Consider the following 26,911-nt stretch of genomic DNA (forward strand, 5'->3'; position numbering starts at 1 on the left):
GTGCCCGGCGCGGCGGCACTCCGTAGTCTCCCGGCGACCGGTGATCAACTCGGGGGTGGACGACGTGACACGGCGCTGGACCCTGCGACTCGTGGCGGGCCTCGCGGCCGGCGCGGTCGTGCTGAGCGGCTGCTCGGAGCGACAGGAGGCGAGCGACACCCTGCCCGGGGCGGACGCCTCGCCCAGCGCGTCCGAGCCGGAACTGCCGCCCCTGGGCCCGCCGGACCTCCCGATGCCCGCCGAAGCCCGCACCCAGGACGCCGCCGGCGCCGAGGCCTTCGTCCGGTACTACATCGACCTCATAAGCAACGCCCAGAGGACATTGGACTCCAATTGGATACGCGACCTCAGCAGCGGGTGTGAGACCTGCGACCAACTCGCCGTCGGCTTCGATGAGGATCGCGCATCGGGCTACGCGCGCGTGGGCGGCGAAGTGCGCGTTTCGTCCATCTCGACTCCTGTGATCAATGGCGACGAGGCGGAAGCTGCTTTCACCCTTCAGCAGGGCGCCCAGCGCGTTAACAAGCACGGCACACCTGTCACCGACCTGAACACTCCGGAGCGGGATAACCTGTCGGCGGGGGCCGTTCTGACGTGGCAGCCGGAGCGACAAACCTGGCTTGTTTCACGACTGGATGTCGCATGAGGGGGCGCCTCTGGTTGGCAACTCTGACCTTCGCCGCCGCACTCGTGGCGACCAACGCGTCAGTTGCTCAAGCGGAAACCGGCAGCTCTGGTTGTCGCACCTTTCCGTGCCCGGAGACAAAGGCCACCTCGGGGGCCATGCAAGTCTCGGCACAAACAATCTCCGACGTAGATTCGAACGGTTTACGGATGGCCAGCAATGCTGCCTCAGCCGGTCCCGTTCTGTTCGCATGGAGTCTGCGAGATCCCTGCACGGCCGAAGACGCAGCGGCTGGGGTTTCATGCGACTCCCGCACTCGGGCATGCCCGCAGGTCCAGGACCGCGTCATTCAGTTCCTCATTGTCCAGAGACAGCGACTAGCCCAGGAGGGACGCTTACCGGTCGCGGACCTAGCACCGTCATCTGAGACCCCTGTCGGCGACGCATATGGGCCTGTGATCGTCGACGGAGGGGCTTGCGTCGACATCACGGCGCTCAACCCGCCGCCGTCCCCGGGTGAGGTGTTCCGCTACTTCCAGACCCTGCCCCTGCCGGACCTGCCCACTCAACAGCAGCCGCCGGGCAACGCGCTGGCCGGTCTCCCGGTCGTCTTCTACACCGACGGCCCGACCACCCAGACGTTCACCGTCGACATCCGCGGCTTCACCGTCGACATCGTCGCCACCGCCAGCGGCTTCACCTGGGACACCGGCGACGGCACCGTGCTGCACACCACCGACCCGGGCGCGCCGTACCCGGACCACACGATCAGCCACGACTACCGCAGCGGTACCTACACTGCCGCGCTGACCACCTGGAGCGGCACCTACAGCGTCGACGGCGGCGCCACCGCCGACGTCCCGGGCACCACGACCACCGACGGCCAGCCGGCCACCTTCAGCGTCCTGCAGGCCAGCCCCGTCCTCACCAACCCCTTCGACTGACCCACTCCCGCGCTGTTGCACCCGCTTCCGCGCCGTTGCACCAGCGTGGAGGCGCCAGGAACAGCGCGACAGTGCAGCCATTGCCGGGGGTCCTCGTGCAGTGCCGGTGCTGCAGCGGCGGCAACCCGCGAGGAAAGCCGGCAGTGCTCATCCCGAAGAGACGACAGGCTCCCGGCAACCGGACTCCAGAGCGCGGGCCGCGGTCGCCAGCACCGCGACGACGTCCCGTGCGAAGGCGACGTCGCACGGGTGCGTCCCGCCGGTCAGCGCCGCCACCTCGAGCTCGTCCACCGCGGCGGACAGCGACTCGACCGGGCTCTCGGTGTCCGGCAGCAGCACGAGTCGTCCGGCGTCCCCGTGCACGAAGAACTCGACGCCCGTCGACATCGGCGCCACGGTGTGCGAGAGCGTCAGCGTCGAGGCCACGCCGGGGGTGGCGTGCTGCAGCACCAGGTGCACGGTGTCGCCGGCGCCTGCCCCGGCCTGCACGGAGACCACCGGGCCGAGCGTGGGCAGCAGCAGCGAGAGCGCATGCGGACCGATGTCCCACAGCGCGCCGTGCTCACGGCGCCAGGCCGAGTCGAAGGGGCTGCCGGCCAGCGCGCTCAGCCAGGAGCCGGCGCCTCCGGCCAGGCGGGTGCGGGCGGCCTGGCTGAGCCAGGTCGACGTCCCGGCCTGGAAGCGGAAGGTGAAGAACACGACCGAGGCCACGCCCGCAGAGCGCACCGCGGCGACCACCCGGTCGGCCTCGCCGAGGGAGAGCCCGATCGGCTTCTCCAGCAGCAGGTGCTTCCCGGCGGCAGCGGCCTGCTCGGCGAGCCCCACCTGCACCGACGGCGGGACGGCGATCGCCACGGCGTCGACCTGGTCGAGCAGCGCGGCCAGGTCCGAGAAGCCGGGGACGTCGAACTCCGCGCCGACCTCCTCGGCCTTGACCAGGTCGCGGCCCCATACGCCGACGAGCTCGGCGGTCGGGTGCCCGGCCAGGGCGGCCGCGTGGACCGTCCGTGACCAGTGGCCGGTGCCGAGCACCCCGAAGCGCACGGTCAGACCGCCCCGAACTGACGGTCGCCGGCGTCCCCGAGGCCCGGGACGATGTAGGCCTTGTCGTTGAGCCCCTCGTCGACCGAGGCGGTGAACACCCGCAGCGGTAGACCGCTCTCCTCCAGCCGGCGGATCCCCTCGGGGGCGGCGAGCGCGCAGAGCACGGTGATCGAGGTGGCGCCGCGCCCGGTCAGCAACCCGCAGCAGTGCACCAGCGACCCGCCGGTGGCCAGCATCGGGTCGAGCACGAACACCTCGCGGTCGACCAGCGACGCGGGCAGCGAGGCCATGTACGCCTCGGGCTGGAACGTCTGCTCGTTGCGGGCCAGTCCGACGAAGCCCATCTGCGACTCCGGCAGCATCCCGTGCGCGGTGTCGGCCATCCCCAGCCCGGCCCGCAGCACCGGCACGATCAGCGGCGGCGCGGCCAGCCGGTAGCCGGTGGTCGCGGTGACCGGCGTGGTGATCCGCTCCTCGGCGACGGGCAGGTCGCGGGTGGCCTCGTAGACCAGCATCTGGGTCAGCTCGGCCAGCGCCGCGCGGAACGCCGCGTTGTCGGTCCGCTCGTCGCGCATGCGGGTCAGACGGGCACGGGCCAGCGGGTGGTCGACGACGGTGAGCTGCACGCGCGACACGGTAGCGGCCCGGTGGACCCCGGCTCCCGGCGCTGGCACCATCCCGACGTGACGACGACGCAGGGGTGGCGCCGCCGGTAGGTGGCAGCCCTCGTCGTCCGGCCCACCCGTCCCCGGTGGGCCGCGCACCCGGTCCACCTCCGTCCGAGGAGACCGCTCGTGCCCCCCATCGAGATCGGACCCTTGCCGCCCGGCGCGGCCGGCGAGCTGCTCACCCTGCAGCGCGCCGCCTACGTCCCCGAGGCCCAGCTGTACGACGACGTCCGGCTGCCGGCGCTCGTCCAGACCCTGGACGAACTGGCCGACGAGCTGACGCGCAGCGACTGCCTGGCAGCCCTCGCGGGCAGCCGGCTGGTCGGTGCGGTGCGCACCTGCGAGCGGGACGGCGTCCTGCACGTCGGCCGGCTCGTCGTCGTCCCGGACCTGCAGGGACAGGGCATCGGCACGCGGCTGCTGCTGGCCGCGGAGCGGACGCCACTCGCGCAGGCAACCCTGTTCACCGGCGCACGCAGCACCGCCAACCTGCGGCTCTACCGCCGGCACGGCTACGTGGACGCCCACCGCGAGACCGTGCGCCCCGGCCTGGAGCTCGTGCACATGTTCAAGGAGCTGCGGTGAGCGAGCTGCGCGGCGCGACCGACATCGGGGACTTCCTGGTCAGCGCCCGGTCGTTCGACGAGTACCGCGCGATGTTCGCCCTGACCGACGACGACCTGCGCGGCCGGGTCCTCGACTGCCCCGGCGGAGGCTCGTCCTTCACCGCGGCGGCCCGGGCCCGCGGCACCGAGGCGTTCGCGGTGGACCCCGTCTACGCGAGCCCACCGCGCGAGCTCGTCGCCCGTCTCGACACCGAGCTGACCCGCGGCAGCGCCTGGGCCACCGCCAACGCCGAGCGCTACGTCTGGGACCACTACGGCGACCCCGCCGCCCACGCCCGGCTCCGGGCGGAGTCGGCGGCGGTCTTCGCGCACGACCTGGCCGGACACCCGGGACACCGCGTGGCGGCCGCCCTGCCGCACCTGCCGTTCGCCGACGGCGCCGTCCACCTGGTCCTCTCCTCGCACCTGCTGTTCACCTACGCCGACCGGCTGGACGCCGGTTTCCACATCGCCGCCCTGCGCGAGATGGCCCGCGTGGGCACCGAGGTGCGCGTCTACCCGCTGGTCGACCAGGCCGGCCGGGAACTGCCCGCCCTGCTGGCCGCCGTGGTGAGCGAGCTCGACGGGGTCGGCGTGCGGGCGCGGGTCCAGGACGTCCCCTACGAGTTCCAGCGCGGCGCGCGCAGCATGCTGCGCCTCCGGTCGGCCCCCACCCGCACGGGTGTGCGGGGCGCGGGGGCGCCGGGCGCGGGAGGGAGAATGCGCCCATGACCCACGTGCTCGACCCCGATGCGCCGGCGGCGGCGAACCCGCCGCGGCGCGAGCCCCCGGCGCCGTACCGCGACGTGACCCGCTCCGACGCCGCCTTCCGGGCCTTCCTGCACGGCCTGCCGGGGGTGGACCAGGTCGGCGCGGAGTCGCGGGTCGCCGTCCTGGGCACCCGGTCGATCAAGACCACCGCCAAGGCCTGGGCGATCGACACCGCCATCTCGATGGTCGACCTCACCACGCTCGAGGGTGCCGACACCCCGGGCAAGGTCCGCAGCCTGGCGGCCAAGGCCCGCCGCCCCGACCCGGGTGACCCGACGACGCCGCCGGTCGCGGCGGTCTGCGTGTACGGCGACCTGGCCGGCATCGCGAAGGAGGCGCTGGCCGGAACGGGCATCTCCGTCGCGGCCGTCGCCACCGCGTTCCCCAGCGGCAGGGCCAGCCGGGCGGTCAAGCTGGCCGACGTCCGCGACGCCGTGGCCAACGGCGCCGACGAGATCGACATGGTCATCGACCGCGGCGCCTTCCTCGCCGGGCGGTACCTCGACGTCTACGACGAGATCGTGGCCGTCAAGGACGCGTGCGGCGACGCCCACCTCAAGGTCATCCTCGAGACCGGCGAGCTGGTCACCCTGGACAACGTCCGCCGCGCCTCCTGGCTGGCGATGCTCGCCGGCGGCGACTTCATCAAGACCTCCACCGGCAAGATCTCCCCCGCGGCCACCCTGCCGGTCTGCCTGGTGATGCTGGAGGCGGTCCGCGACTTCCGCGCCGCCACCGGCCGCCAGGTCGGCGTCAAGCCCGCCGGTGGCATCCGGACGACGAAGGACGCCATCAAGCACCTCGTGCTGGTGAACGAGGTCGCCGGCCCCGACTGGCTCTCCCCCGACTGGTTCCGCTTCGGCGCCTCCAGCCTGCTCAACGACCTGCTCCTGCAGCGGCAGAAGCTGCGCACCGGCCACTACTCCGGCCCCGACCACGTGAGCGTCGACTGATGACGAGTACCCAGCCCCGCCCCACCGCCCCCGCAGTCTTCGAGTACGCCCCCGCCCCCGAGTCGCGCTCCATCGTCGACGTCGCGCCGTCCTACGGCCTGTTCGTCGACGGCGAGTTCGTCGACGGCTCCGGGACCCCCTTCACGACGGTCAACCCGGCCACCGAGGAGGTGCTCTCCGAGGTCGCCACCGCCACCGACGCCGACGTCGACCGCGCCGTCCGCGCCGCCCGTCGCGCGTTCACCCGCGTGTGGGGGCCGATGCGCCCGGCCGACCGCGGCAAGTACCTGTTCCGCATCGCCCGGCTGCTGCAGGAACGGGCGCGGGAGTTCGCCGTCCTGGAGTCGCTGGACAACGGCAAGCCGATCCGGGAGTCCCGCGACGTCGACGTCCCCCTGGCCGCGGCGCACTTCTTCTACCACGCGGGATGGGCCGACAAGCTGGACTGGGCGGGCCTGGGCCCTCACCCGTTGCCGCTGGGCGTGGCCGGCCAGGTCATCCCGTGGAACTTCCCGCTGCTGATGCTGGCGTGGAAGGTCGCCCCGGCGCTGGCCACCGGCAACACCGTCGTCCTCAAACCGGCCGAGACCACCCCGCTGACCGCGCTGCTGTTCGCCGAGGTCTGCCGCCAGGCCGACCTGCCGCCCGGCGTGGTCAACATCGTGACCGGCGCCGGCGACACCGGCCGCGCGGTCGTCGAGCACGAGGACGTCGACAAGGTGGCGTTCACCGGGTCGACCGAGGTGGGCCGCTCCATCGCCCGCGCCGTCGCCGGCACCCGCAAGCGGCTCACCCTCGAGCTCGGCGGCAAGGCGGCCAACATCGTCTTCGACGACGCCCCGATCGACCAGGCCGTCGAGGGCATCGTGCAGGGCATCTTCTTCAACCAGGGCCACGTCTGCTGCGCCGGCAGCCGGCTGCTGGTGCAGGAGAACGTCCACGACGAGGTGATCGCCTCGCTGCAGCGGCGCATCGGCACGCTGCGCCTGGGCGACCCGCTGGACAAGAACACCGACATCGGCGCGATCAACTCCGCCGAGCAGCTCGCGCGCATCCGGGAGCTGTCCGAGGTCGGCGAGGCCGAGGGCGCGAACCGGTGGCAGCCGGCCTGCGAGCTGCCCGAGCGCGGCTACTGGTTCCCGCCGACCGTCTTCACCGACGTCTCCCCCGCGCACCGCATCGCCCGCGACGAGGTGTTCGGCCCGGTGCTGAGCGTGCTCACCTTCCGCACGCCCGACGAGGCCGTCGCCAAGGCCAACAACACCACCTACGGGCTCTCGGCCGGCATCTGGACCGAGAAGGGCTCGCGGATCCTCGCGATCGCCGACCGGCTGCGCGCCGGCGTGGTCTGGGCCAACACGTTCAACAAGTTCGACCCGACGTCGCCGTTCGGCGGCTACAAGCAGTCCGGCTACGGCCGCGAGGGCGGCCGGCACGGGCTCGCCGCGTACCTGGAGGGTGCCCAGTGAGTGACCGGTTGGCCGTCCGCAAGACGTACAAGCTCTACCTGAACGGCGCCTTCCCGCGCTCGGAGTCCGGCCGCACCTACGAGGTCACCGACGCCAGGGGCGGCTTCCTCGCCAACGCCGCGCGGGCCTCCCGCAAGGACGCCCGGGACGCCGTCGTCGCCGCCCGCGGCGCCTTCGAGAAGTGGTCGGGCGCCACCGCATACAACCGCGGCCAGGTGCTCTACCGGGTCGCCGAGGTGCTGGAGGGCCGGCACGCGCAGTTCTGCGAGGAGGTCGCTGCCGGCGAGGGGCTGAGCAGCTCCCGGGCCCGGGCCGCCGTCGACGCCGCCATCGACCGCTGGGTCTGGTATGCCGGGTGGACCGACAAGCTGGGCGCCGTCCTCGGCGGGGCCAACCCGGTGGCCGGCCCGTACTTCGACTTCTCGCTGCCCGAGCCGACCGGCGTCGTCGCCGTCCTGGCGCCGCAGCGCTCGTCACTCCTCGGCCTGGTCAGCGTGCTCGCCCCCGTGCTGGCCGGCGGCAACACCGCCGTCGTCGTCACGTCCCGGGACCGGCCGCTGCCCGCCGTCACCCTCGGCGAGGTGCTGGCCACCAGCGACGTCCCGGGCGGGGTCGTCAACCTGCTCACCGGGGACGCCGGGGAGATCGGCCCGTGGCTGGCCGAGCACGACGACGTCGACGCCATCGACCTCACCGGAGCCCCGGCCGACCGCGCCATGGAGCTCGAGCGCCTCGCCGCCGGGAGCATCAAGCGGGTCGTGCGGCCGCCCGCCGAGGAGCCGGACTGGTCGGCCGACCCGGGCCTGTCGCGGCTGACGCCGTTCCTGGAGACCAAGACCGTCTGGCACCCGATGGGCCTGTAGCACCCCGGGGCGCGTCCTCGGGGGGACCGGGCAGGATGGGGCCCGTGGCCCGGCCCAGCATCGTCCCCATCGCCCTCACCGTCGACGACCGCACCGGCTTCACCCTGTGGGCCCCACCGTGGGAGGAGGACGGCGAGGAGTGGCAGGCCTTCCTCGGCACCTCCGAGGACGACCGGGCCCGCGTGCACCTGTTCCCGACGCCGGCTGCGCTGGCCGTCTTCTGCCGCACCCGCACCGACCACGACCTCGCCGACCACCCGGTCTGGCCGGTCGTGGTCGGGCTGGGCGCGGCCGACCTGACGCCCGACGACGACCACCGCTACGACCTCGACGGCGTCTACGACATCGCCGCCGAGAACCCCGACCGGTGGGCGGTCGAGGAGCTGGCCGCGACCATCGACATCGTCACCCGGCTGGCCGAGTGCCTCGACGTCGAGGACGACGACGACGACGAGGACGAGGAGGTGACCGACGCCGACGACGGCGCGGACGTCGACGACGACATCGAGCTGGAGCGCCGGCCTGACGGCGCTGCCTCCCGCGACGGGGAGTTCAGCGCGCTCGCCGACCTGGTCGCCCGGCCGGAGATCGGCTCGCTCGGGCTCGGCGTCGAGGCCTTCCTCGGCCGCTCCGGCGAGGACGCCTGGGTGGGCGTCGGCGGAGCCCTCGACGACCTGTGGGAGGACGTCCTCGAGGAGCTGGGCGCACACCTGGACTGGACCGGCGGGGGCACGGTCGCCCTCGGGGACTACCCCTCGGCGGCCGAGGCCGACGACGAGGACGACGAGTTCGGCGACGACGAGGACGACGACACCGAGGACGCCGCTCCCGGGACGCGCCCGGCCGGCGGCTCGACCGCGGCCCCGGCGGCAGCGGCCGGCGTGAGCACCATCGCCCGTCCCGGCCGGATCTCCGCCCCGCCGGCGGAGGTCGCCGAGGCCGCCGGGTTCTGGGAGGCCGTCGGCATCCTGCCGGTGGAGGTGGTCGTGCCGGAGGGCTCCGGCGTCACGCTGCGCTGCTACGTCGACGACCGGGCCCGCTTCCTCGGCCGGAACGGCGAGGTGTTCCTGTTCGCCTCCCCCGCCGACCTCACCCGCTTCTGCCGCGGGGACGAGCGCCACGACCTCACCGAGATCGCCTCCTGGCCGGAGGTCGCCGACACCGACACCCCGCCGCTGCCGGCCGACCAGGACCGCTACGACCTCACCGAGCTCACCGAGGTGCTGGCGGAGGTCGCCGGTGGCGCGGCCGGGTTGGTCGACCACCGCGTCCTCGCGCAGCAGGTCGAGGGCGTCCGCGACGTCGCCGAGTACGCCGGGCTCACCCGCGTCGACGAGCTGCTGGGCCCGGACGCGCCGCTCGGCCGGGCGGTGGCGCGCGGCGAGCGGCAGCCCGACGCCCCGCTGCGCGCCGAGGACGCCGCCGTGCTGCGCCCGGCCTGGGACCAGGTCGTCACCGAGGTCAGCGGGGCGCTGGTCTTCCGCGACTGAGAGCGGACCCCGTCCTCCCCACCCCCCTCGACGCTGAGTCGATCATGGGGTTGTGGCCGCTGGACACGCCGGCAGCAGCGTGTCCGGGAGCAACAACCCCATGATCGACAGCGGTGGGGTGCCAGGTGGCGCGTCACACCCACCGCGAACGGCAGCGGCCGGCCCCGGGATCCGGGACCGGCCGCCACTGCGTGGACGGGTGCTCAGTCGGCGGCGGGCCGCCGGCCCTGACCGCGGTACTGGCTGGGACGACGCTCGCCGCGCTCACCGTAGGGACGGTCGCCGTTCCCGCGGGAACGCTCGCCGAAGGCCGGACGGTCGCCGTACGCCGGGCGGTCGCCGTCCCGGCGCGGCCGGTCCCCGTGGGGACGGCGCGGGCGGTCACCGTCGCGGCGCGGGCGGTCGCCGTCCCGGCGGGGACGCCGGCCACCGGGACCACCGGAGGGACGCCGGGACTCGCGCACCGGGCGCTCCACCGGCTCGACGTGCACGCCGCTGGCGACGAGCTCGGCGATCGGGGCGTCGCCCGGGCGGACCCGGGAGACCACCGGCTCCACCTTGGCCGAGCGGAACCGGCGCTTGGCCTGACCCACCTGGTCGGGCAGCAGCAGCGAGACCACGACACCGCCGGCGCCGGCGCGGGCGGTGCGGCCCGAGCGGTGCAGGTAGGTCTTGTGGTCCGCCGGCGGGTCGTAGTGCAGCACCAGCGAGACGTCGTCGACGTGGATGCCGCGCGCGGCGACGTCGGTGGCGACCAGCACCGGGCTGCGGGCGTCGGTGAACTCCTCCAGCGCCCGGCGGCGGGCACCCTGCGGCAGCCCGCCGTGGATGGCCTCGGCCTTGATGCCGGCGGCCTGCAGGTTGCCGGCGAGCCGGTCGGCGCCGAGCTGCGTGCGCACGAAGATGAGCGTGCGGCCCGGCCGGGCGGCCAGCTGCTCGGTCACCGGGACCTTGTCACGGAAGGCGAGGCTGTAGGCCAGGTGCTCGGCCGGCGGGGCGTCGTCCCCGGCGCGCTTGACCTCGTGCCGGGCCGGGTCCTTGAGGTAGCGGCGGATCAGGGTGTCCACCTCGCCGTCCAGCGTGGCCGAGAACAGCAGCCGCTGGGCGTCGGGGCGGGTCTGGTCGAGCAGCTCCTGCACGACCGGCAGGAAGCCGAGGTCGGACATGAAGTCGGCCTCGTCGACGACGGTCACGGAGACCTCGTCGAGGGTGACCTCGCCCTGGCTGATCAGGTCCTGCAGCCGGCCGGGGGTGGCGATGACGGCGTCCACGCCGCGGCGCAGCTGCTGGATCTGCCGGTACATCGAGGCACCGCCGTAGACGGTGGTCAGCTGGACGCCGATCGACTGGCCCAGGGGGGCGAGGTTGTCGAAGACCTGCTGGGCCAGCTCGCGGGTCGGCACGAGCACCAGCGCGCGCGGGGCACGCGGGCCCCGCCGGGCGGTCTCGCCCAGGCGGGCGAGCAGCGGCAGGCCGAAGGCCAGCGTCTTGCCCGAACCCGTGGCGGCCTTGCCCAGCACGTCGCGGCCGGCGAGGGCGTCGGGCAGGGCGGAGGCCTGGATGGCGAAGGGGTGCCGGATGCCGCGCCGCTCGAGCGCGGTCACCAGCTGCTGGGGCAGGCCCAGCTGGGCGAAGGTCGGCCCGGAGTGGGTCGGGGGCGAGGCGGTGGCCTCGGCGGGGACCTCGACCTCGGTGATCTCAGGGGTGGTCTGGACGTCGACAGTGTCGAACGTGGTCATACGGGTGTGGGACTCCGATGCTTCTCGGCGCGCGTCCCGTGGTGGTGCGCGGACACCGTCGATCGGCGTCCTCACTGGCGATCACGACGTCAGGAGACGCTGCGGATCTGCACGGATGCGCTTCTGCCCGGACGGACCGTCCGGAGAGGATGACCGGCGACTGCCGGTACACCTACCGTAGCAGCGCAGGTCACCGGGGCATTCCGGCAGTGATCAGGCTCGCAGTGCCGCGTACCCCGGGCGGACGACGTCGGCCAGCAGCCGGGCCCGCTCGTCGGCCGGCAGGAACGCGGCGGCCAGCGCCCGCTCGGTCACCGTCCGGACGTCGTCCCAGCCCCAGCCGAACGTGGTGGCCACGTCGGTGAGCTCGCTGGTGACCGACACGCCGCTCATCAGCCGGTTGTCGGTGTTGACGGTGACCGCGAAGCCCAGCCGGTGCAGCCGGTCGACCGGGTGGGCGGCCAGCGACGGGTAGGCGCCGGTCTGCACGTTGGACGACGGCGCGACCTCCAGCGGCACCTGCGCGTCGAGCACCCGCCGCGCCACCGGCCCGAGGGTGCCGTCCTCGGCCACCTCGTCGGCGATGCGCACGCCGTGACCGAGCCGCTCGGCGCGGGCGCCGTCCAGCGCGGCGACGATGCTGTCGATGCCGGCGGCCTCGCCGGCGTGCACGGTCCGGTGCGCTCCGGCACGGTCCAGCAGCGCGATGGCCGACCCGTGCCGGTCGGGCGGGAAGCCGGCCTCCGGCCCGGCCAGGTCGAACCCGACCACCCCGGCGTCGCGGTGGTGGACCACCAGGCGCGCGACCTCGTCCCAACGGTCGTTCTGCCGCATGGCGCACAGCAGCGTGCCGACGGTGATCGGCGTGCCCTCGGCGGCGGCCTCGGCGCCGCCCTTCGCGAAGCCGTCGAGGATCGCCTCGACGGCCTCCTCGATCGGTGTGCCGCCCTCGGTGAGCAGCTCGGGCGCCATGCGGACCTCGGCGTACACGACGCCGTCGGCGGCCAGGTCGAGGGCGCACTCGCGGGCCACCCGGCTGACCGCCTCGGGCCGCTGCATCACCGCGACGGTGTGCGCGAAGGTCTCCAGGTAGCGCACCAGCGAGCCGGAGTCGGCGGCCTGCCGGAACCAGCGGCCCAACTCGTCCGCGTCGTCCACCGGGAGGTCCCGGTAGCCGGCCTCGTCGGCCAGCTCGAGCACCGTCTGCGGTCGCAGCCCGCCGTCCAGGTGGTCGTGCAGCAGCACCTTCGGCGCGCGGCGGATCGAGTCGGCGTTCAGCGGTGCGGGCACCTCCCCATTCTCGTCACCGGGGCGCGCCCGCTTGAGCCGGGGAGTCAGCCCTCGCGGTCCTGCCAGCGGAAGGTCAGGGCACACAGCACCAGGCCGGCGACGCACCAGACGCCGAGCACCAGCGCGACGGTGCCGAGCTCCCACGACCCGGCCGGCTCGCGCGCCGCGAGCGCGTCGGGGAGGAACACCGAGCGCAGCCCCTGGGCCAGCCACTTCACCGGGAACACCGCGGCGACGTCCTGCAGCCAGCCGGGCACCTGGTCGAAGGGGATGAAGACACCCGAGACGAACTGGAGCACCAGCGCGATGGGGGTGACCGTCGCCGACGCCGACCGGGCGTTGCGGGCCAGCGTGGACACGACGATGCCCAGCAGGGTGCAGGCGGCGGCGCCCAGCACCGACACCCAGGCGAAGGTCATCCAGTCGGTGCCCGAGGGCAGGCCGATGCCGTGGACGAGGACACCGACCAGGAGCAGCAGCACGATGGTCGCGACCGCCACCGCGAGCACCTGCACGACCTTGCCGACGAAGTAGGCGCTGGCCGGCATCGGCGTGCCCCGGAGGCTCTTGAGCGTGCCGTCCGAGCGCTCCCCGGCGATGTGGATCGCCATGTTCTGCAGGCTGGCCCCGACGATACCGGCGGTGATGACCCCGGCCATGAAGTACTGCGGGAAGTCGACCCCGGCGCCGAGGTCGTAGTCGAGCACCGCGCCCAGGCCCAGCAGCAGGATCACCGGGAAGACGAGGGTGAAGACCACCGACTCCCGCTGCCGGAAGAACTCCTTGAGCTCGACGCCGGCGCGGGTCAGGTAGACCCGGCCGAGCGGGGGCAGCGCGGTGCGCTCGGGGGCGGCGGTGGTCACGACTGCACTCCCTCGCTCCGCTCGGCCGCTCGTTCCGCTCCTCGCTCGCCGGCGCTCGCTGCGATGCCCACTCCCCGGGGGCTCTGCCCGATCATCTTCAGGTAGACGTCCTCGAGCGTGGGCCGGGCGACGGTCAGGTCGGGCACCTCGCCGGGGAAGCGGCCGGCCAGCTCCCGCACGAACGCGGTCGGCGTCGCGGTCTCGGCAGTGCGCCGGGCGCCGTCCTCGGTCCAGCTGACGACGGCGGGTGCGGTGCCGCGCCCGCCCAGCGCGGTCGGGACGGCGACCTCGGCGAGCTGGCCGCGCGCGAGGACGCCGACCCGGTCGGCCAGCGCCTCGGCCTCGTCGAGGTAGTGCGTGGTGAGCAGCATCGTGGTGCCCAGGTCGCGCAGCGAGCGGATCAGCGCCCAGAACTGCCGCCGCGCCTCGGGGTCGAAGCCGGTGGTCGGCTCGTCGAGGAAGAGCAGCCGCGGCCGGCCGACGATGCCCAGCGCCACGTCCAGCCGCCGGCGCTGGCCGCCGGACAGGGTGCGGCCGCGGGCTCCCGCCTTCTCGGTGAGCCCGACCAGCTCCAGCACCTCGTCGGGGTCGCGCGGCTCGGCGTAGTACGACGCCCGCGCCGTCAGCAGCTCGCGGACCGACAGCTGGCTGTCCCCCGCGCCGGACTGCAGCACGATGCCCAGCTGCGCCTTCCAGCGCCGTCCGCCCCGGGCCGGGTCGACGCCGAGGACGCGCACCTCGCCGCCGTCCCGCTTGCGGTAGCCCTCCAGCACCTCGACGGTGGTGGTCTTGCCGGCGCCGTTGGGGCCCAGCAGCGCGAAGATCTCGCCGCGCCGGATGTCGAGGTCCAGGCCGTCGACGGCGGCGCGGTCGCCGTAGCGCTTCACCAGGCCGCGCGTGGAGATGGCGGCGTCCGGGTCCAGCGGGTCGCCCGGCTGGGGCCGGTTGTCGGCCACCACGGGCGCGGACGTACTGGTCACGAGAACACAGTCTCCCCGGTGGATGGGGGACGGTGCGCGCTCCCCCCTCGCGATCATGGCGCGGAGACCACTCCAGAGGCGTCCGCGGTGGTCACGGCGCCATGATCGCGGGTCAGGAGGCCGTGATGCGGTCCAGCAGCAGCGGCAGGGGCCGCTCACCGGTGTCGACGCCGACCGCGCCCTCCAGCGCCTCCAGCGCCCGCGGGATGCGGTCCGGGTCGTCGGTGTGCAGCTCCAGCAGCGGCTGCCCGGCCACCACCTGCTCCCCGATCCCCGCGGTCCAGGTGACGCCGGCGGCCGCGGACACCGGGTCCTCCTTGCGCGCCCGGCCCGCGCCCAGCCGCCAGGCGGCCACCCCGAGGGCGTAGGCGTCGAGGCGGGTCAGCGTGCCGGTGGCCGGCGCGGTCACCACGTGCCGCTCGGCCGGCTGCGGCAGCGGCGCGTCGGGGTCGCCGCCCTGCGCGGTGACCATCCGCCGCCAGACGTCCATGGCCCGCCCGTCGCGGAGGGCCTCGGCCGGGTCGACGTCGCTCCGCCCGACGCCGGCCAGCATCTCCCGGGCCAGCGCCAGGGTCAGCTCGACGACGTCGGCCGGGCCACCGCCGGCCAGCACCTCGACCGACTCGGCCACCTCGACGGCGTTGCCGGCGGCACGGCCCAGCGGCCGGTCCATCGCGGTCACCAGCGCGACCGTGTGCACGCCGGCCGCCTCACCGAGGCCGACCATGGTGCGGGCCAGCTCGCGGGAGGCGTCGGGGTCCTTCATGAAGGCGCCCGAGCCGGTCTTCACGTCGAGCACCAGGGCGTCGGCGCCCTCGGCGATCTTCTTGCTCATGATCGAGCTGGCGATCAGCGGGATCGACTCGACGGTGCCGGTGACGTCGCGCAGCGCGTACAGCTTCTTGTCCGCCGGCGCCAGGTCGTCGCCGGCCGCGCAGATGACCGCGCCCACCTCGCGCAGCTGCGCCAGGTAGGCCTCCTCGTGGACGTCGGCCCGCCAGCCAGGGATCGACTCGAGCTTGTCCAGCGTGCCGCCGGTGTGGCCCAGGCCCCGGCCGGACAGCTGCGGCACCGCCACCCCGCAGGCGGCTACCAGCGGCGCGAGCGGCAGCGTGGTCTTGTCGCCGACGCCGCCGGTGGAGTGCTTGTCGGCGGTCGGCCGGCCGAGCGAGGACAGGTCCTTGCGCTCGCCGGAGTCGATCATCGTCTGCGTCCAGACGGCGAGCTCGTCCGGGGACATCCCGCGGAAGAACACCGCCATGAGCAGCGCGCTGACCTGCTCGTCGGGCACCACCCCGCGGGTGTAGGCGTCGATCACCCAGCGGATCTGCCCGGCGCTGAGCTGCCCGCCGTCCCGCTTCGTGCGGATGACGTCGATCGCGTCCATCAGCCCCGTCCCCGCTCGACGGCGGCGACCAGGTCGTCGGGCCCGAACGCGTCGGGCAGCACCTCGCGCATCGGCACGATCCCCAGCGACACGGTCGCGATGAGCATCTCCGGCCCGCCGTGCTCCCACAGCAGCTGCCGGCACCGCCCGCAGGGCATGAGCGGCTGCCCGTCGCCACCGACGCAGGCCACCGCGACCAGCCGGCCGCCGCCGGTGCGGGCGAGGTCGCTGACCATCCCGCACTCGGCGCACAGGCCCAGCCCGTAGCTGGCGTTCTCCACGTTGCAGCCGGTCACCACGCGGCCGTCGTCCACCAGCCCGGCCACGCCCACGGGGAACCGCGAGTACGGCGCGTAGGCGTGCGTCATCGCCTCCCGGGCCGCCGAGCGCAGAGCGTTCCAATCGACCTGCACTAGTGCTCTCCTCGTCGGTAGACCAACCCGTCGGCCTTCGGCATCCGCAGCCGTTGGGAGGCCAGCGACAGCACCAGCAGCGTGGTCAGGTGGGGGGTGAAGAAGACGATGCCCTCGGGCAGCCGGTCGATGGTCAGGAAGCCGACCAGCGCGGCTCCGGCGAAGACGCCGGCGAGCACCGCCTGGGTCGGCTTGCGTCGGACCGCCTGGTGCACCGCGACGGCGGCCAGCAGGACGGCGATGAGCAGCAGCAGGGCCACCACCGCGGTCTGGCTGCGCAGCTGCAGGGCGTCGGCGAAGCCGAACAGGCCCGCCCCGGCCGCCAGGCCGCCGGGGCGCCAGTTGCCGAAGATCAGCGCGGCCAGGCCGATGAAGCCGCGCCCGCCGGTCTGCCCCTCGCGGTAGATGCCGGCGACGAACACCAGGAAGACGCCGCCGAGGCCGGCCAGCGCGCCGGAGATGATGACGGCGAGGTACTTCAGCCGGTAGACGGGCACGCCCAGGGAGTCCGCCGCGGCCGGGTTCTCGCCGCACGAGCGCAGCCGCAGGCCGAACGCGGTGTGCCACAGCAGCAGGTAGGACACCGGGATCAGCAGGACGGCGAACAGGGTCAGCAGGCCCACGCCGCTGGTCACCCCGCGCAGCAGGCCGGCCAGGTCGCTGAGCAGGAACCAGCCCCGACCCTCGAGGTCGCCGAGCAGGTCCGGTCCGGAGGACAGCAGCGGCAGCGACAAGGACGGCGGGTCGCTGGCCAGGGACGGCGACTGCGTCGGGCCGCCCCCGGTGTCCTCGGTGAACAGCAGCTCGGAGAGGAAGCGGACGACGCCCCCGGCGAGGATGTTGATCGCCACGCCGGAGACGACGTGGTCGACGCCGAAGGTGACCGTGGCGATCGCGTGCAGCAGGCCGCCGGCCGCGCCGAAGACCACGCCGCCGAGGACCGCGCCGACCCAGCCCCACTGGTAGCCGGCCCACCCGGCGCCCCAGGTGCCGAGGACCATCATCCCCTCGAGGCCGATGTTGACCACGCCCGCGCGCTCGGACCACAGCCCGCCGAGCGCGGCCAGGCCGATGGGGACGGCGAGCAGCAGCGCCGCCGCGAGGGTCGACGACGAGGTGAGTTCCTGCTCCCCCGAGAGGACCCGGACCAGTGAGAACAGCAGCCACAGGCCGGCGAGCAGCCAGAGCACCCGCCGGGCCCGGCCGCCGCCGGTGAGCAGGTCGGTCAGCGGGCCGCGGCTGGGCCGGCCGGTGCGGGTCGTCGCGGTGGTGCTCATGCCTGCACGTCCTCAGGGGTGCCGGGGACACCGGTGCGGACCCGCTGCCCGCCGTCCGGGCCGGTGGGCGGTGGCGCGCCGTCGTCCCCGCCGGCGCCCGGGTCGGGACCGGCGGACGCACCGGCCCGCTCGGCCGAGCGCAGCGCCAGGCGGCGGGCGACCTCGTTGGCGATGACGACGGCGAGCACGATCGTGCCCTGGATGATCGTCACGACCGAGGACGGGATGTCGGCGAACTGCAGCGGCAGCGCGGCCCGGTCGAGGAAGGCGAACAGCAGCCCGGCCAGCGCGATGCCGACCGGGCTGCTGCGGCCCAGCAGGGCGACGGCGATGCCGAGGAAGCCCAGCCCGGCGGTGAACTCGGTGCCGTAGTCGTACTGCGAGCCGAGCAGGTCGGGCAGGCCGATCAGCCCCGCGATGCCACCGGAGATGAGCATGGTCTTGACGACCATGCCGCGGGCGTCGACGCCGCTCACGGTGGCCGCCGAGGGCGACAGGCCGGTGGCGCGCAGGTCGAACCCGAAGCGGGTGCGCTGGAGCAGCACGGCGACGACGACGCCGACCACGACCGCCACCACCAGGAAGCCGTAGAGGCCGCTGCGCGGTGCGGCCAGGCCCAGCGCGGTGAGCAGCCCGTTGAGGCTCGGCACCCGGCCGGACTCGGGGATCTCGCTCGTCGTGACGATCGAGGCACCCGGTGCGCTGCCCCGCAGCGGGCCGGTGAGCAGGAACGACGCCAGGCCCAGCGCGATGAAGTTCAGCATGATCGAGCTGATGACCTCGCTCACGCCGCGGGTCACCTTGAGCACGCCGACGATGCCGGCCCACACGGCGCCGACCACCATCGCGACGACCACGATCAGCAGCACGTGCAGCGGGCCGGGCAGCGCCACGGCCGCCCCGACCGCGGCGGCCAGGATGGTGGCCATCCGGTACTGGCCCTCGACGCCGATGTTGAACAGGCCCATCCGGAAGGCGACGGCCACGGCCAGTCCGGCGAGGAACAGCGGCACCGCCCGGTTGAGGACCACGACGATCGACTGCACCTGCTGCGAGGGGCTGTCGCCGAGGTCGACCATCACCCGGAACGCCTCGACCGGGTCCTCCCCGATGAGCGCGATGACGACCGCGGAGATCACCAGCGCGACGAGGACGGCGAGCACCGGGCCGAGCAGCGAGAGCCCCAGCCGGCGGACGAGGCCGGTCACGCCGCACCCGCCGTCGTCCGCGCGCCGGTCATGTACCCGCCGAGCTCCTCGGGGGTGACCCGCCGCGGGTCCAGCGTGGCCACCAGCCGGCCGCGCAGCATGACGTGCAGCGTGTCCGACAGGCCGATCAGCTCGTCGAGGTCGGCCGAGACGAGCACGATCCCCAGCCCCTCGGCGCGGGCGTCCTTGAGCAGCTCCCAGATCACCGCCTGGGCGCCGACGTCGACGCCGCGGGTCGGGTGGGCGGCGACCAGCAGCCGCGGCGCCGCGCTCATCTCCCGCCCGACGATCAGCTTCTGCTGGTTGCCCCCGGACAGGGCGACGGCGAGGGTGTCCGGCCCGGGGGCGCGGACGTCGTACTCGCGCATGATGCGGGCGGTGTCGGCCCGGGCGGCGCGGCGGTCGATGAAGGGGCCCCGCACCGCCGGCGGGCGGGTCTGGTGGCCGAGGATGCGGTTCTCCCACAGCGGCGCGTCCAGCAGCATGCCCTGGCGGTGCCGGTCCTCGGGGATGAAGCCGACCCCGCCCTCCCGGCGGGCCCGGGTGCTCCAGCCGGTGACGTCCTCGCCGCCGAGGAGCACCGACCCCGCGGCCAGCGGGCGCAGCCCCATGATCGCGTCGACGAGCTCGGCCTGGCCGTTGCCCTCGACGCCGGCGATACCGACGACCTCACCCTCCCGCACGGTGAGCGTGACCTCGTCCACCACGGGCCGCTGGCCGCCGTCGGTGAGGGTGACGCCGACCATCTGCAGCACCGGGGTCTCGCGCACGGTCGACGTGCGGACCTCCGGGGAGGGCAGCTCGGCGCCGACCATCAACTCCGCCAGCTGCCGGACCGTCGTCGTCCTCGGGTCGGCCGTGCCCACCGTGGTGCCGCGCCGGATGACGGTGATCGAGTCGGCGACGCGGCGCACCTCGTCGAGCTTGTGCGAGATGAAGATGACCGTCAGGCCCTCGCGCTTGAGCTCGGCGAGGTTGGCGAACAGCTCGTCGACCTCCTGCGGGACCAGCACCGCGGTCGGCTCGTCGAGGATCAGCGTGCGGGCGTCGCGGTAGAGCACCTTCGCGATCTCCACCCGCTGCCGGTCGCCGACGCCGAGGTCCTCCACGAGGGCGTCGGGCCGCAGGCCGAGGGAGTAGCGGTCGGAGATGTCGGTGATCCGGCGGCGCGCCTCGGCGAGGTCCAGCCGGCCGGCCCTCGTGGGCTCGCTGCCCAGGACGATGTTCTCCAGGACGGTGAAGTTGTCGGCCAGCATGAAGTGCTGGTGCACCATGCCGATGCCGGCGGCGATGGCGTCGGCCGGGCTGCGGAAGGACACCTCGCGGCCGTCGACCAGGATCTGGCCCTCGTCGGGACGGTGCTCGCCGTAGAGGGTCTTCATGAGCGTCGACTTGCCGGCGCCGTTCTCGCCCACGACGGCGTGCACCTCGCCGCGGCGGACCCGCAGCTCGATGTCCTTGTTCGCCACCACACCCGGGAAGCGCTTGGTGATCCCGCGCAGCTCGACGGCGAGGGGGGCGTCGTCCGGCGCCGTTCCGTGCCCGGCTGCGGGCGAGTCTGCTGAGGCCATGCCGGCATCTCCTCGCTGTGGACCCGCCGGTGGGCGGGCAGTCACTACGGATGGCACCGGCGCGCGGGATCAGCCGCTCCGCCGGGACCTCGGGCCCGGGGGCCGTGGGTATGGTGCCCCACCCGCCGGGCTCCGTCCGAGCCCGGGGCGGACCCGGAACACCGCGGGCCCGGGCGTTTCCCGCCCGGGCCCGCGTCGCGAGGTGGATCAGCCGTGCGGGACCACCCGCACGGGTGTCACTCGACCGTCGTCGGGACCGTGATGGTGCCGTCGGTGATCTGCTGCGAGTACTGCTGGATGTCGTCCTGGATGTCGTCGATGAAGCCGCCCGACGTGGCCAGGCCGATGCCCTCGGTGGACAGGTCGCTCAGCACGTCCTCGGCGCCCTGGACGTTGCCCTCGGCGTAGTCGTTGATGAACTGCTCCACCGCGTTGTCGACCCGCTTGAGCATCGAGGTCATGACCACCGGCTGCAGCTCCGGACCGACGGTCAGGTACTGGTCGGAGTCGACGCCGATCGCCCGGTTGCCCGAGGCAGCGGCCGCCTGGAAGACGCCGAGGCCCGAGCCGCCCGCCGCGTGGAAGATGATGTCCGCGCCGGCGTCGTACATGCCCTGCGCCACGATCTGGCCGCGGGCGGGGTCGCTGAACCCGGAGAAGTCACCGGCCGGCGAGATGTACTGCCGGTCGATGCGGATCTGCGGGTTGACCGTCTGCGCACCGGCGACGTAGCCGGCCTCGAACTTCTCGATCAGCGGGCTCTCGACGCCACCGACGAAGCCGATGTGGGCGCTCTCGCTCTTCAGCGCGGCCGCGACGCCGGCCAGGAAGGAACCCTCCTCCTCGGCGAAGACCAGGCCGGTGACGTTGTCGCCCTTGGCGCCGTCGGCGTTCGAGCCGTCGACCTGGGCGAACGTGGTCTCCGGGAACTGCGGGGCGACCTCGGCGATGACGTCGTCGTAGGCGAAGCCGACGGCGATGACCGGGTTGAAGCCCTGCTCGGCCAGCTGGGTGAGCAGCTCGGCGCGGTTGGAGGCGTCCTCGTTCGGGCTGAGCTCCTGCAGCTCGGCGCCAAGGGCGTCGGCGGCCGCCGAGGCACCGGCGTAGGCCGAGTCGTTGAACGACTGGTCCCCGCGGCCGCCCTCGTCGTAGGCCAGGCCGATCCGGAGCTCCTCGGGGGCGGCGCCGGCACCGCCCTCGCCGCTGCCGGTGCCGGTGGGCTCGTCGCTGGCACAGGCTGCCAGGGCCATGCTGCCGGCCAGCAGCACAGCCGCGGCCTTCATCCTCCGCGCTCGGCGCAAGACGATCTCCTCTCTGGGGGGACGGGCCGCACGGACGAGGCGGTCCGCCCCGGTGGCTCGGGGTCGTGCGTGGCTGCCGGCGGACGCCGGTCCCTCCAGCACGCGACGAGCGCACGCTAGCTCCGCCCGGTGGCCGCGCCGAACCCCGCGTCGGAGACCGAGACGGGATCGTTGCCAACGCCGGGGCCACAGTGGTCCGCGCCACGCGCGCACCCCGGGTGGCACCCGGGGGGCGCTGGGCTAGCCTCTGCGCCGTGCGACGAGCGGCGGCACGACTGGCCGCCGCGGTGCTGGCTGCGGGGCTGCTGTTGGGCAGCGCCGGAACCGCCCTGGCCGAGGAGGCCCGGCCCACCGCCGACCCGTCCGCGCCGACGCCCACCGCACCTCCGCCCGGCGGACCGCCTCAGGGCTCTGGGCCCGGCGGGGTGACCGTCGGCGGTGCGGAGCTCGACACGCGCGGCACCGTCGTGGTCGACGGAGCTCCGCCGCTGCCGGACGAGGTGGTCGCGCCCGGATGGCTGGTGGCCGACGCGGGGAGCGGGGCGGTGCTGGCCGCCCGCGATCCGCACGGCCGCTACTACCCCGCCAGCACGCTCAAGACCCTGACCCTGCTGACCCTCCTGCCGCTGCTGGACCCCGCCGAGGTCGTCGAGGGCACGGTCGAGGACGAGGCGGTGGAGGGCAGCCGGGTCGGCATGGTCGCCGGGGGGCGCTATCCGGTGTCGCTGCTCTTCCAGGCGCTCGTGATGCAGTCGGGCAACGACGCGGCCAACGCCCTGGCCCGCGCCGCGGGCGGCACCGACGTCACCGTGCGTGCCATGAACGAGGTGGCCGAGTCGATCGGCGCGTACGACACGGTCGCGGGGACGCCGTCCGGGCTGGACGTGGCCGGTCAGTCCTCCTCGCCCTACGACCTCGCCCTCGTCTTCCGCCGGCTGGTCGAGGACCCGGCCGCGGTGGCGCTGCTGCGGACGCCGCTCGCGGAGATGCCCGCGGTCGGGGACCGCTACCCCGGCTTCCAGATCCACAACCAGAACCCGCTGGCCGGCACACCCGGCAACCTCGGTGGCAAGACCGGCTTCACCGACGCCGCCCGGCACACCTTCGTCACGGCCGCCGAGCGCGACGGCCGGCGGCTGGTGGTCAGCGTGATGGGCACCGAGAACACGCCATCGCGCGCTGCCGACCAGGCCGCGTCGTTGCTGGACTGGGGCTTCGCCGCCCCGGCCGCGACCGAGGGCGTGGGCCGCCTGGTCGACTCCGCTGCCGACGTCTCCCCGCTGCTCCCCACCCCGCTCCCCGGACCGGCCGGAGTGGCCGCTCCCCCGGCACCGGCGGTCGCGGACGACGAGCGGTCCGTGCTGGTGCCGGTGGCGCTGGCCGTGACCGCCGCGGGCATCGTCGTCGCCACGGTGGTCGGCGTCCGCCGGGCGATCGTGGTGGTCCCCGCGCCGGTCAGCCGGGCGCCGGAGCGCCCCGGCCGTCCGCGGCAGGGACCACCGGCTCGCGGCCCTCGGCCACCACGCGCGCGTCCCCCTGCACCCGGGGCAGGGTCGCCGTCCACGCGGCCGTGAAGAAGGCGAACCGGCAGACGACGTTGATCCAGATCAGGATGCCGACGGCGCCGCCGAAGGCCGACGCGGTCACGCTGCCCGAGATCAGCGACAGGTAGAGGCTGCCGACCAGCTTGAGCGCCTCGAAGCCGGCCGCGCCGAACAGCGCCCCGGGCAGCAGCCGGCGCAGCGGGTACGAGGTGGAGGGCACCACCCGCAGCAGCCACAGGAAGACGACGACGTCGGTGACGACGGCCAGCCCCAGCCCCAGCACGGCGGTGAGCAGGAACAGGCCGGGCGCGCGGTCGAGGCCCAGCGCCTCCAGCGTCCACGACGTGGCCCGGGTGACCGCGCCGGTGAGCCCGAGGCTGAGCAGCCCGGCGAGGCCGAGGGCGGCCAGCGCCAGGAGGTCCTGCAGGTTGTCGCGGAGGAATTCCGGCTCGTCGACGCGGCCCTTCCAGATGCGCTCCATGCCCAGGCGGAGCTTGTCCATCGCGCGCAGCCCGGCGTAGAGGAAGCCGACGAGCCCGATGACCCCGACGACCCCGGCGGATCCGACCGCGCCGCGCAGCTCGCCCACGATCTCCGAGCCGGTCGAGCCGGGGAAGCTCTCGCGGATGGTGGCGTAGAGCTCCTGTTGCAGCAGCTCGTTGCCGGCGAGGACCAGCCCGATGACCGACGCGACGAGCAGCAGCACCGGGACCAGGCCGAGGAACACGAAGTACGTGACGCCGGCGGCCATGAGGTCGCCCTGGGTGCGCTGGTAGCGGCCGCCGGCGCGGGCCAGGTGGTCGAACCACGGGAGACGGTGGCGCAGCCGGGTGACCCGCGCCTGCCAGCGGCCGGGCAGCTGGGTCACCCGCGACCAGCGGCCGCCGGGAGCCTGGTCCTCGGCGGGCGGAGCAGCAGACCGCTCGGTCCGGGTGGCACTCACCCGCCCTAGTCTGCGGGCAGACCCCGCCCGGCGCGCCCCGGCTCTCACCCGGGCGGCCCCGTCCCGGGCACCGCTGGCCCCCTGCAGGGTCCCGTCGCGAGCTCGCGAGTGGCGGGGGGCAGGGGTTCCTTCGACGAAGGGTGGGGAGGACGGGGCCCTCCGACCACCACGCGCCTGCGAGCGGCGCGGGCAAGGGTCCTTCTTCAGTGCGGCGGGCCGGTGAGGGGGTACTCGTGGGCGACCACCCAGGCGCCGTCGGGGGCCTGCTCGAACTCGGTGAAGTGCTCCACCCGGAACTCCGCCGAGAGGTCGGACAGGCCGCAGTAGGCCAGGTCCAGCATGTCCCCCGGGACGTCGTGGGCCACGGTCACGTGCGGGTGGTAGGGGTAGGACAGCGACCGGGCCAGCGGGCCGCGGCGGACGTCGTTGGCGATCAGCTCGCAGTTGCCGATGCCGCGGGCCACCGCGACGAAGACCACGGCCGAGACCGGCGCGAAGGTGCCGGTGCCCGACAGGTGCATGTCGAACGGCGGGTGCGTGCGGGCGACCTCGGCCAGGTGCTCGGTGATGGCCGGCCGATGGGCGACCGGCACCTCGGTGGGCGGCAGCAGCGTGACGTGCGGGGGCACCGAGTTGGCCTGCGGGTCGCCGACCTTGGCCCGCCAGTCGACGAACAGCTGCGACCAGGGTTCGGGGATGGGGACGACCACGCCCAGCACCGCGGTCCGCGCGGCGCTGCGGCTGCGCGGGACGAACGTGTCGTCGTTCACGAGGACCCCGCCGGTGGCAGGAACCCCACCTTGTCGTAGACGTCGGCGACGGTGCGGCCGGCGACCTCACGGGCCCGGGACGCGCCCTGCGCCAGGGTCCGCTGCAGCTCGGCGGGGTCGTCGAGCAGCTCCTGGGTGCGCTGACGGACCGGCGTCACGAAGTCGACGACGACCTCGGCCAGCTCCTTCTTCAGGTCGCCGTAGCCGCGGCCGGCGAACCGCTCCTCCAGCTCGGGGACCGACGTGCCCGACAGCGCGCTGTGGATGGTCAGCAGGTTGGTGATCCCCGGTTTCCCCACCGGGTCGGCGACGACCTCGCGGCCGGTGTCGGTGACCGCCGAGCGGATCTTCTTGGCGGTCACCTTGGGGTCGTCGAGGAGCAGGACGCAGCCGGCCGGCGGGAGGCTCTTGCTCATCTTCTTGTCCGGGGACTGCAGGTCCATGACCCGGGCCGCCCCTTCCGGGATGATCCCCTCGGGCAGCGCGAAGGTGTCGCCGAAGCGTCCGTTGAACCGGGTCACGAGGTCGCGGGTGAGCTCCAGGTGCTGGCGCTGGTCGTCACCGACCGGCACCTGGGTGGCTCGGTAGATCAGGATGTCGGCGGCCATCAGCACCGGGTAGGTGAACAACCCCACCGACGAGCCTGCGGTGCCCTCCCGCTGGCTCTTGTCCTTGAACTGCGTCATCCGGCTGGCCTCGCCGAAGCGCGCCAGGCACTCCAGCACCCAGGACAGCTGCACGTGCTCGGGCACGTGGCTCTGCACGAACAGGGTGCTGCGCCCGGGGTCGACGCCGAGCGCCAGCAGCTGGGCGGCCGCGGTCAGGGTGTTCCGCCGGAGCTCCTCGGGGTCCCAGTCCATCGTGATCGCGTGCAGGTCGACGACGCAGTAGAACGCCTCGGCGGTGTCCTGCAGGGCCACCCACTGCCGCAACGCGCCCAGGTGGTTGCCGAGGTGGAAGGAGCCCGCCGTCGGCTGGATGCCGGAGAGCACACGGGGAAGAGGCACGACGGCCATCAAACCAGCCGATCCTGCACCCCGGGACCCAGGATCCCGAACCACCTCGTCACCGGCGGTGGTTCAGCCGACCGTCGCCGTCGACCGGGCCTGGTCGAGCGCGGCGAGGAAGACGTCGTCCTCCTCGGGCGTGCCGACCGTCACCCGGATCCCCTCCCCGGCGAACGGCCGGGTGATGACCGCCCGGGACTCCAGCGCGGCCGCCAGCCCGGCGGCCTCCTCCCCCACCGGGAGCCACACGAAGTTGGCCTGGCTGTCGGACACGTCGAGGCCGCGCTCGCGCAGCGCGGCGGTCATCCGCTCCCGCTCCGCGGTGACCGCGGCGCACCGCCGGCGCACCTCCTCCTCGCTGGCCAGCGCGGCGACCGCGGCGGCCTGGGCGAGGGTGGAGACGCTGAACGGCACGTGGGTCCGGCGCACGGCGTCGGCGACGGCCGGGTCCTCGGCGACCAGGTAGCCGACCCGCAGCCCCGCCAGCCCCCAGGCCTTGGAGAACGTGCGCAGCACCGCGACGTTCGGCCGCCCCCGCATCAGCTCCAGCCCGTCGGGGACCTCGGGGTCGGTGACGAACTCGCGGTAGGCCTCGTCGAGGACGACGAGGGTGTCGGCGGGGACGGCGCCGAGGAACCGCTCCAGCTCCCGCCGGCGCACCGCCGTCCCGGTGGGGTTGTTCGGGTTGCAGACGAAGACCACCCGGGTGCTGTCGTCGACGGCGGCCGCCATCGCCTCGAGGTCGTGGGTGTCGGCCGGGCCGCCGGGGCGGCCGGGCACCAGCGGCACCTGCACGGCCCGCGCCCCGGCCACCCGGGCCAGCAGCGGGTACATCTCGAAGGAGCGCCAGGCGAAGCCGATGCTCGTGCCCGGGTCGTTGAACGCCTGCGCCAACTGCTGGCAGAGCATCACCGCGCCGCAGCCGGTCACGACCTGGCCGGGGTCCACGCCGTAGCGCTCGGCGAGGGCGGCGGTGAGGACGACGGCGCCGTTGTCCGGGTACCGGTTGGTCTCCCCCGCGGCGGCGGCCAGCGCCTCGACGACGGCCGGCAGCGGCGGGAACGCCACCTCGTTGCTGGCCAGCTTCACCGCCCGCTCGACGCCGATCTCCCGGGCGAGGTCGGCGGGGTTGCGCCCCGGCCGGTAGGCGGGCAGGTGCTGCACCGCCGGTCGTGCGCTGACCACG

25 protein-coding genes are annotated in these 26,911 nt (G+C 74.2%); 9 read left to right on the top strand and 16 right to left on the bottom strand.

The annotated features are described in order from the left end of the window. The first annotated feature begins 55 nt into the window (after positions 1 to 55). Positions 56 to 646, top strand: a complete 591-nt coding sequence (locus BUB17_RS16490; RefSeq protein WP_141243047.1) for a DUF6318 family protein — start codon at positions 56 to 58, stop codon at positions 644 to 646. Between the two features lie 434 nt (positions 647 to 1,080). Beyond that, positions 1,081 to 1,569 (top strand): hypothetical protein, encoded by a 489-nt coding sequence (locus BUB17_RS26910; protein WP_175561388.1) that lies wholly within the window; start codon positions 1,081 to 1,083, stop codon positions 1,567 to 1,569. 147 nt (positions 1,570 to 1,716) lie between these two features. On the opposite strand, the gene BUB17_RS16500 is transcribed toward BUB17_RS26910, so the two are convergent. Beyond that, positions 1,717 to 2,613: a Gfo/Idh/MocA family protein gene (locus BUB17_RS16500; protein ID WP_072919785.1), complete on the bottom strand. Its 897-nt coding sequence runs from the start codon at positions 2,611 to 2,613 to the stop codon at positions 1,717 to 1,719. 2 nt (positions 2,614 to 2,615) lie between these two features. Continuing rightward, entirely contained in the window at positions 2,616 to 3,239 is a 624-nt protein-coding gene (gene upp / locus BUB17_RS16505; protein WP_072919825.1) for a uracil phosphoribosyltransferase, read from the bottom strand. A 168-nt stretch (positions 3,240 to 3,407) separates the two neighbouring features. Here upp and BUB17_RS16510 point away from each other — a divergent pair, with 168 nt between their 5' ends. From BUB17_RS16510 to BUB17_RS16535, 6 genes are read left to right on the top strand one after another with little or no spacing between them, the layout of a single operon-like run. Beyond that, positions 3,408 to 3,866, top strand: coding sequence for a GNAT family N-acetyltransferase (locus BUB17_RS16510; RefSeq protein ID WP_141243048.1), 459 nt, complete (start codon positions 3,408 to 3,410; stop codon positions 3,864 to 3,866). Next, positions 3,863 to 4,618, top strand: a complete 756-nt coding sequence (locus tag BUB17_RS16515; protein ID WP_141243049.1) for a class I SAM-dependent methyltransferase — start codon at positions 3,863 to 3,865, stop codon at positions 4,616 to 4,618. The genes BUB17_RS16510 and BUB17_RS16515 overlap by 4 nt, the downstream gene beginning before the upstream one ends. Next, on the top strand, positions 4,615 to 5,610 hold the full coding sequence (deoC, locus tag BUB17_RS16520) for a deoxyribose-phosphate aldolase (protein ID WP_175561389.1): 996 nt from the start codon (positions 4,615 to 4,617) through the stop codon (positions 5,608 to 5,610). Before BUB17_RS16515 ends, deoC begins: the two co-directional genes overlap by 4 nt. Continuing rightward, positions 5,610 to 7,079: an aldehyde dehydrogenase family protein gene (locus tag BUB17_RS16525; protein ID WP_072919786.1), complete on the top strand. Its 1,470-nt coding sequence runs from the start codon at positions 5,610 to 5,612 to the stop codon at positions 7,077 to 7,079. The genes deoC and BUB17_RS16525 overlap by 1 nt, the downstream gene beginning before the upstream one ends. After that, positions 7,076 to 7,942: an aldehyde dehydrogenase family protein gene (locus tag BUB17_RS16530; RefSeq protein WP_072919787.1), complete on the top strand. Its 867-nt coding sequence runs from the start codon at positions 7,076 to 7,078 to the stop codon at positions 7,940 to 7,942. The genes BUB17_RS16525 and BUB17_RS16530 overlap by 4 nt, the downstream gene beginning before the upstream one ends. Positions 7,943 to 7,977: 35 nt before the next feature. Further along, positions 7,978 to 9,432: a hypothetical protein gene (locus BUB17_RS16535; RefSeq protein WP_244277288.1), complete on the top strand. Its 1,455-nt coding sequence runs from the start codon at positions 7,978 to 7,980 to the stop codon at positions 9,430 to 9,432. 203 nt (positions 9,433 to 9,635) lie between these two features. On the opposite strand, the gene BUB17_RS16540 is transcribed toward BUB17_RS16535, so the two are convergent. The 10 genes from BUB17_RS16540 to BUB17_RS16585 form a co-directional block, all read right to left on the bottom strand. Continuing rightward, positions 9,636 to 11,171, bottom strand: a complete 1,536-nt coding sequence (locus BUB17_RS16540) for a DEAD/DEAH box helicase (RefSeq protein ID WP_072919789.1) — start codon at positions 11,169 to 11,171, stop codon at positions 9,636 to 9,638. A 213-nt stretch (positions 11,172 to 11,384) separates the two neighbouring features. Next, the gene (locus BUB17_RS16545; protein ID WP_072919790.1) at positions 11,385 to 12,461 is read right to left on the bottom strand and encodes an adenosine deaminase; all 1,077 of its coding nucleotides are present in this window, start codon (positions 12,459 to 12,461) and stop codon (positions 11,385 to 11,387) included. A 44-nt stretch (positions 12,462 to 12,505) separates the two neighbouring features. Next, the gene (locus tag BUB17_RS16550) at positions 12,506 to 13,324 is read right to left on the bottom strand and encodes an ABC transporter permease (protein ID WP_072919791.1); all 819 of its coding nucleotides are present in this window, start codon (positions 13,322 to 13,324) and stop codon (positions 12,506 to 12,508) included. After that, a complete protein-coding gene (locus tag BUB17_RS16555; protein ID WP_072919792.1) occupies positions 13,321 to 14,304 on the bottom strand; it encodes an ABC transporter ATP-binding protein in 984 nt (327 codons plus the stop codon). The genes BUB17_RS16550 and BUB17_RS16555 overlap by 4 nt, the downstream gene beginning before the upstream one ends. 112 nt (positions 14,305 to 14,416) lie before the next feature. After that, positions 14,417 to 15,691 carry a thymidine phosphorylase gene (locus BUB17_RS16560; protein WP_072919793.1) on the bottom strand — a complete coding sequence of 425 codons (1,275 nt, stop codon included), beginning with the start codon at positions 15,689 to 15,691 and terminating at the stop codon, positions 14,417 to 14,419. After that, positions 15,691 to 16,104, bottom strand: a complete 414-nt coding sequence (locus BUB17_RS16565; RefSeq protein ID WP_072919794.1) for a cytidine deaminase — start codon at positions 16,102 to 16,104, stop codon at positions 15,691 to 15,693. The genes BUB17_RS16560 and BUB17_RS16565 overlap by 1 nt, the downstream gene beginning before the upstream one ends. Beyond that, positions 16,104 to 17,381 carry an ABC transporter permease gene (locus BUB17_RS16570; RefSeq protein WP_072919795.1) on the bottom strand — a complete coding sequence of 426 codons (1,278 nt, stop codon included), beginning with the start codon at positions 17,379 to 17,381 and terminating at the stop codon, positions 16,104 to 16,106. Before BUB17_RS16570 ends, BUB17_RS16565 begins: the two co-directional genes overlap by 1 nt. Continuing rightward, a complete protein-coding gene (locus tag BUB17_RS16575) occupies positions 17,378 to 18,589 on the bottom strand; it encodes an ABC transporter permease (RefSeq protein WP_072919796.1) in 1,212 nt (403 codons plus the stop codon). The genes BUB17_RS16570 and BUB17_RS16575 overlap by 4 nt, the downstream gene beginning before the upstream one ends. Beyond that, complete coding sequence (locus BUB17_RS16580) at positions 18,586 to 20,160, bottom strand: ABC transporter ATP-binding protein (protein WP_072919797.1); 1,575 nt, start codon at positions 20,158 to 20,160, stop codon at positions 18,586 to 18,588. Before BUB17_RS16580 ends, BUB17_RS16575 begins: the two co-directional genes overlap by 4 nt. A 236-nt stretch (positions 20,161 to 20,396) precedes the next feature. Continuing rightward, entirely contained in the window at positions 20,397 to 21,461 is a 1,065-nt protein-coding gene (locus tag BUB17_RS16585; protein ID WP_244277290.1) for a BMP family lipoprotein, read from the bottom strand. Between the two features lie 254 nt (positions 21,462 to 21,715). On the opposite strand from BUB17_RS16585, the gene BUB17_RS16590 reads away from it, so the two are divergent. Beyond that, positions 21,716 to 23,035, top strand: a complete 1,320-nt coding sequence (locus BUB17_RS16590) for a D-alanyl-D-alanine carboxypeptidase family protein (protein WP_244277292.1) — start codon at positions 21,716 to 21,718, stop codon at positions 23,033 to 23,035. Here the strand turns inward: BUB17_RS16590 and BUB17_RS16595 are convergent. From BUB17_RS16595 to hisC, 4 genes are all read right to left on the bottom strand, one after another. After that, positions 22,917 to 23,948: a YihY/virulence factor BrkB family protein gene (locus BUB17_RS16595; protein ID WP_083606383.1), complete on the bottom strand. Its 1,032-nt coding sequence runs from the start codon at positions 23,946 to 23,948 to the stop codon at positions 22,917 to 22,919. The genes BUB17_RS16590 and BUB17_RS16595 overlap by 119 nt on opposite strands. 203 nt (positions 23,949 to 24,151) lie before the next feature. Then, the gene (locus BUB17_RS16600; RefSeq protein WP_072919799.1) at positions 24,152 to 24,718 is read right to left on the bottom strand and encodes a 2'-5' RNA ligase family protein; all 567 of its coding nucleotides are present in this window, start codon (positions 24,716 to 24,718) and stop codon (positions 24,152 to 24,154) included. Continuing rightward, positions 24,715 to 25,734 carry a tryptophan--tRNA ligase gene (gene trpS / locus BUB17_RS16605; protein ID WP_072919800.1) on the bottom strand — a complete coding sequence of 340 codons (1,020 nt, stop codon included), beginning with the start codon at positions 25,732 to 25,734 and terminating at the stop codon, positions 24,715 to 24,717. The genes BUB17_RS16600 and trpS overlap by 4 nt, the downstream gene beginning before the upstream one ends. Before the next feature lie 63 nt (positions 25,735 to 25,797). Next, positions 25,798 to 26,910: a histidinol-phosphate transaminase gene (gene hisC, locus BUB17_RS16610; RefSeq protein ID WP_072919801.1), complete on the bottom strand. Its 1,113-nt coding sequence runs from the start codon at positions 26,908 to 26,910 to the stop codon at positions 25,798 to 25,800. Between the last annotated feature and the right edge of the window lies 1 nt (position 26,911).

This window comes from Geodermatophilus obscurus, assembly GCF_900143215.1.
Classification (GTDB): Bacteria; Actinomycetota; Actinomycetes; order Mycobacteriales; family Geodermatophilaceae; genus Geodermatophilus; species Geodermatophilus obscurus_A.

Excerpts from the sequence above, each read along its gene's own strand:
- deoC (WP_175561389.1), top strand. The coding sequence starts at position 4,615 with ATGACCCACGTGCTCGACCCCGATGCGCCGGCGGCGGCGAACCCGCCG.
- BUB17_RS16525 (WP_072919786.1), top strand. The coding sequence starts at position 5,610 with ATGACGAGTACCCAGCCCCGCCCCACCGCCCCCGCAGTCTTCGAGTAC.
- BUB17_RS16535 (WP_244277288.1), top strand. The coding sequence starts at position 7,978 with ATGGGGCCCGTGGCCCGGCCCAGCATCGTCCCCATCGCCCTCACCGTC.
- BUB17_RS16540 (WP_072919789.1), bottom strand. The coding sequence starts at position 11,171 with ATGACCACGTTCGACACTGTCGACGTCCAGACCACCCCTGAGATCACC.
- BUB17_RS16560 (WP_072919793.1), bottom strand. The coding sequence starts at position 15,691 with ATGGACGCGATCGACGTCATCCGCACGAAGCGGGACGGCGGGCAGCTC.
- BUB17_RS16570 (WP_072919795.1), bottom strand. The coding sequence starts at position 17,381 with ATGAGCACCACCGCGACGACCCGCACCGGCCGGCCCAGCCGCGGCCCG.
- BUB17_RS16580 (WP_072919797.1), bottom strand. The coding sequence starts at position 20,160 with ATGGCCTCAGCAGACTCGCCCGCAGCCGGGCACGGAACGGCGCCGGAC.
- trpS (WP_072919800.1), bottom strand. The coding sequence starts at position 25,734 with ATGGCCGTCGTGCCTCTTCCCCGTGTGCTCTCCGGCATCCAGCCGACG.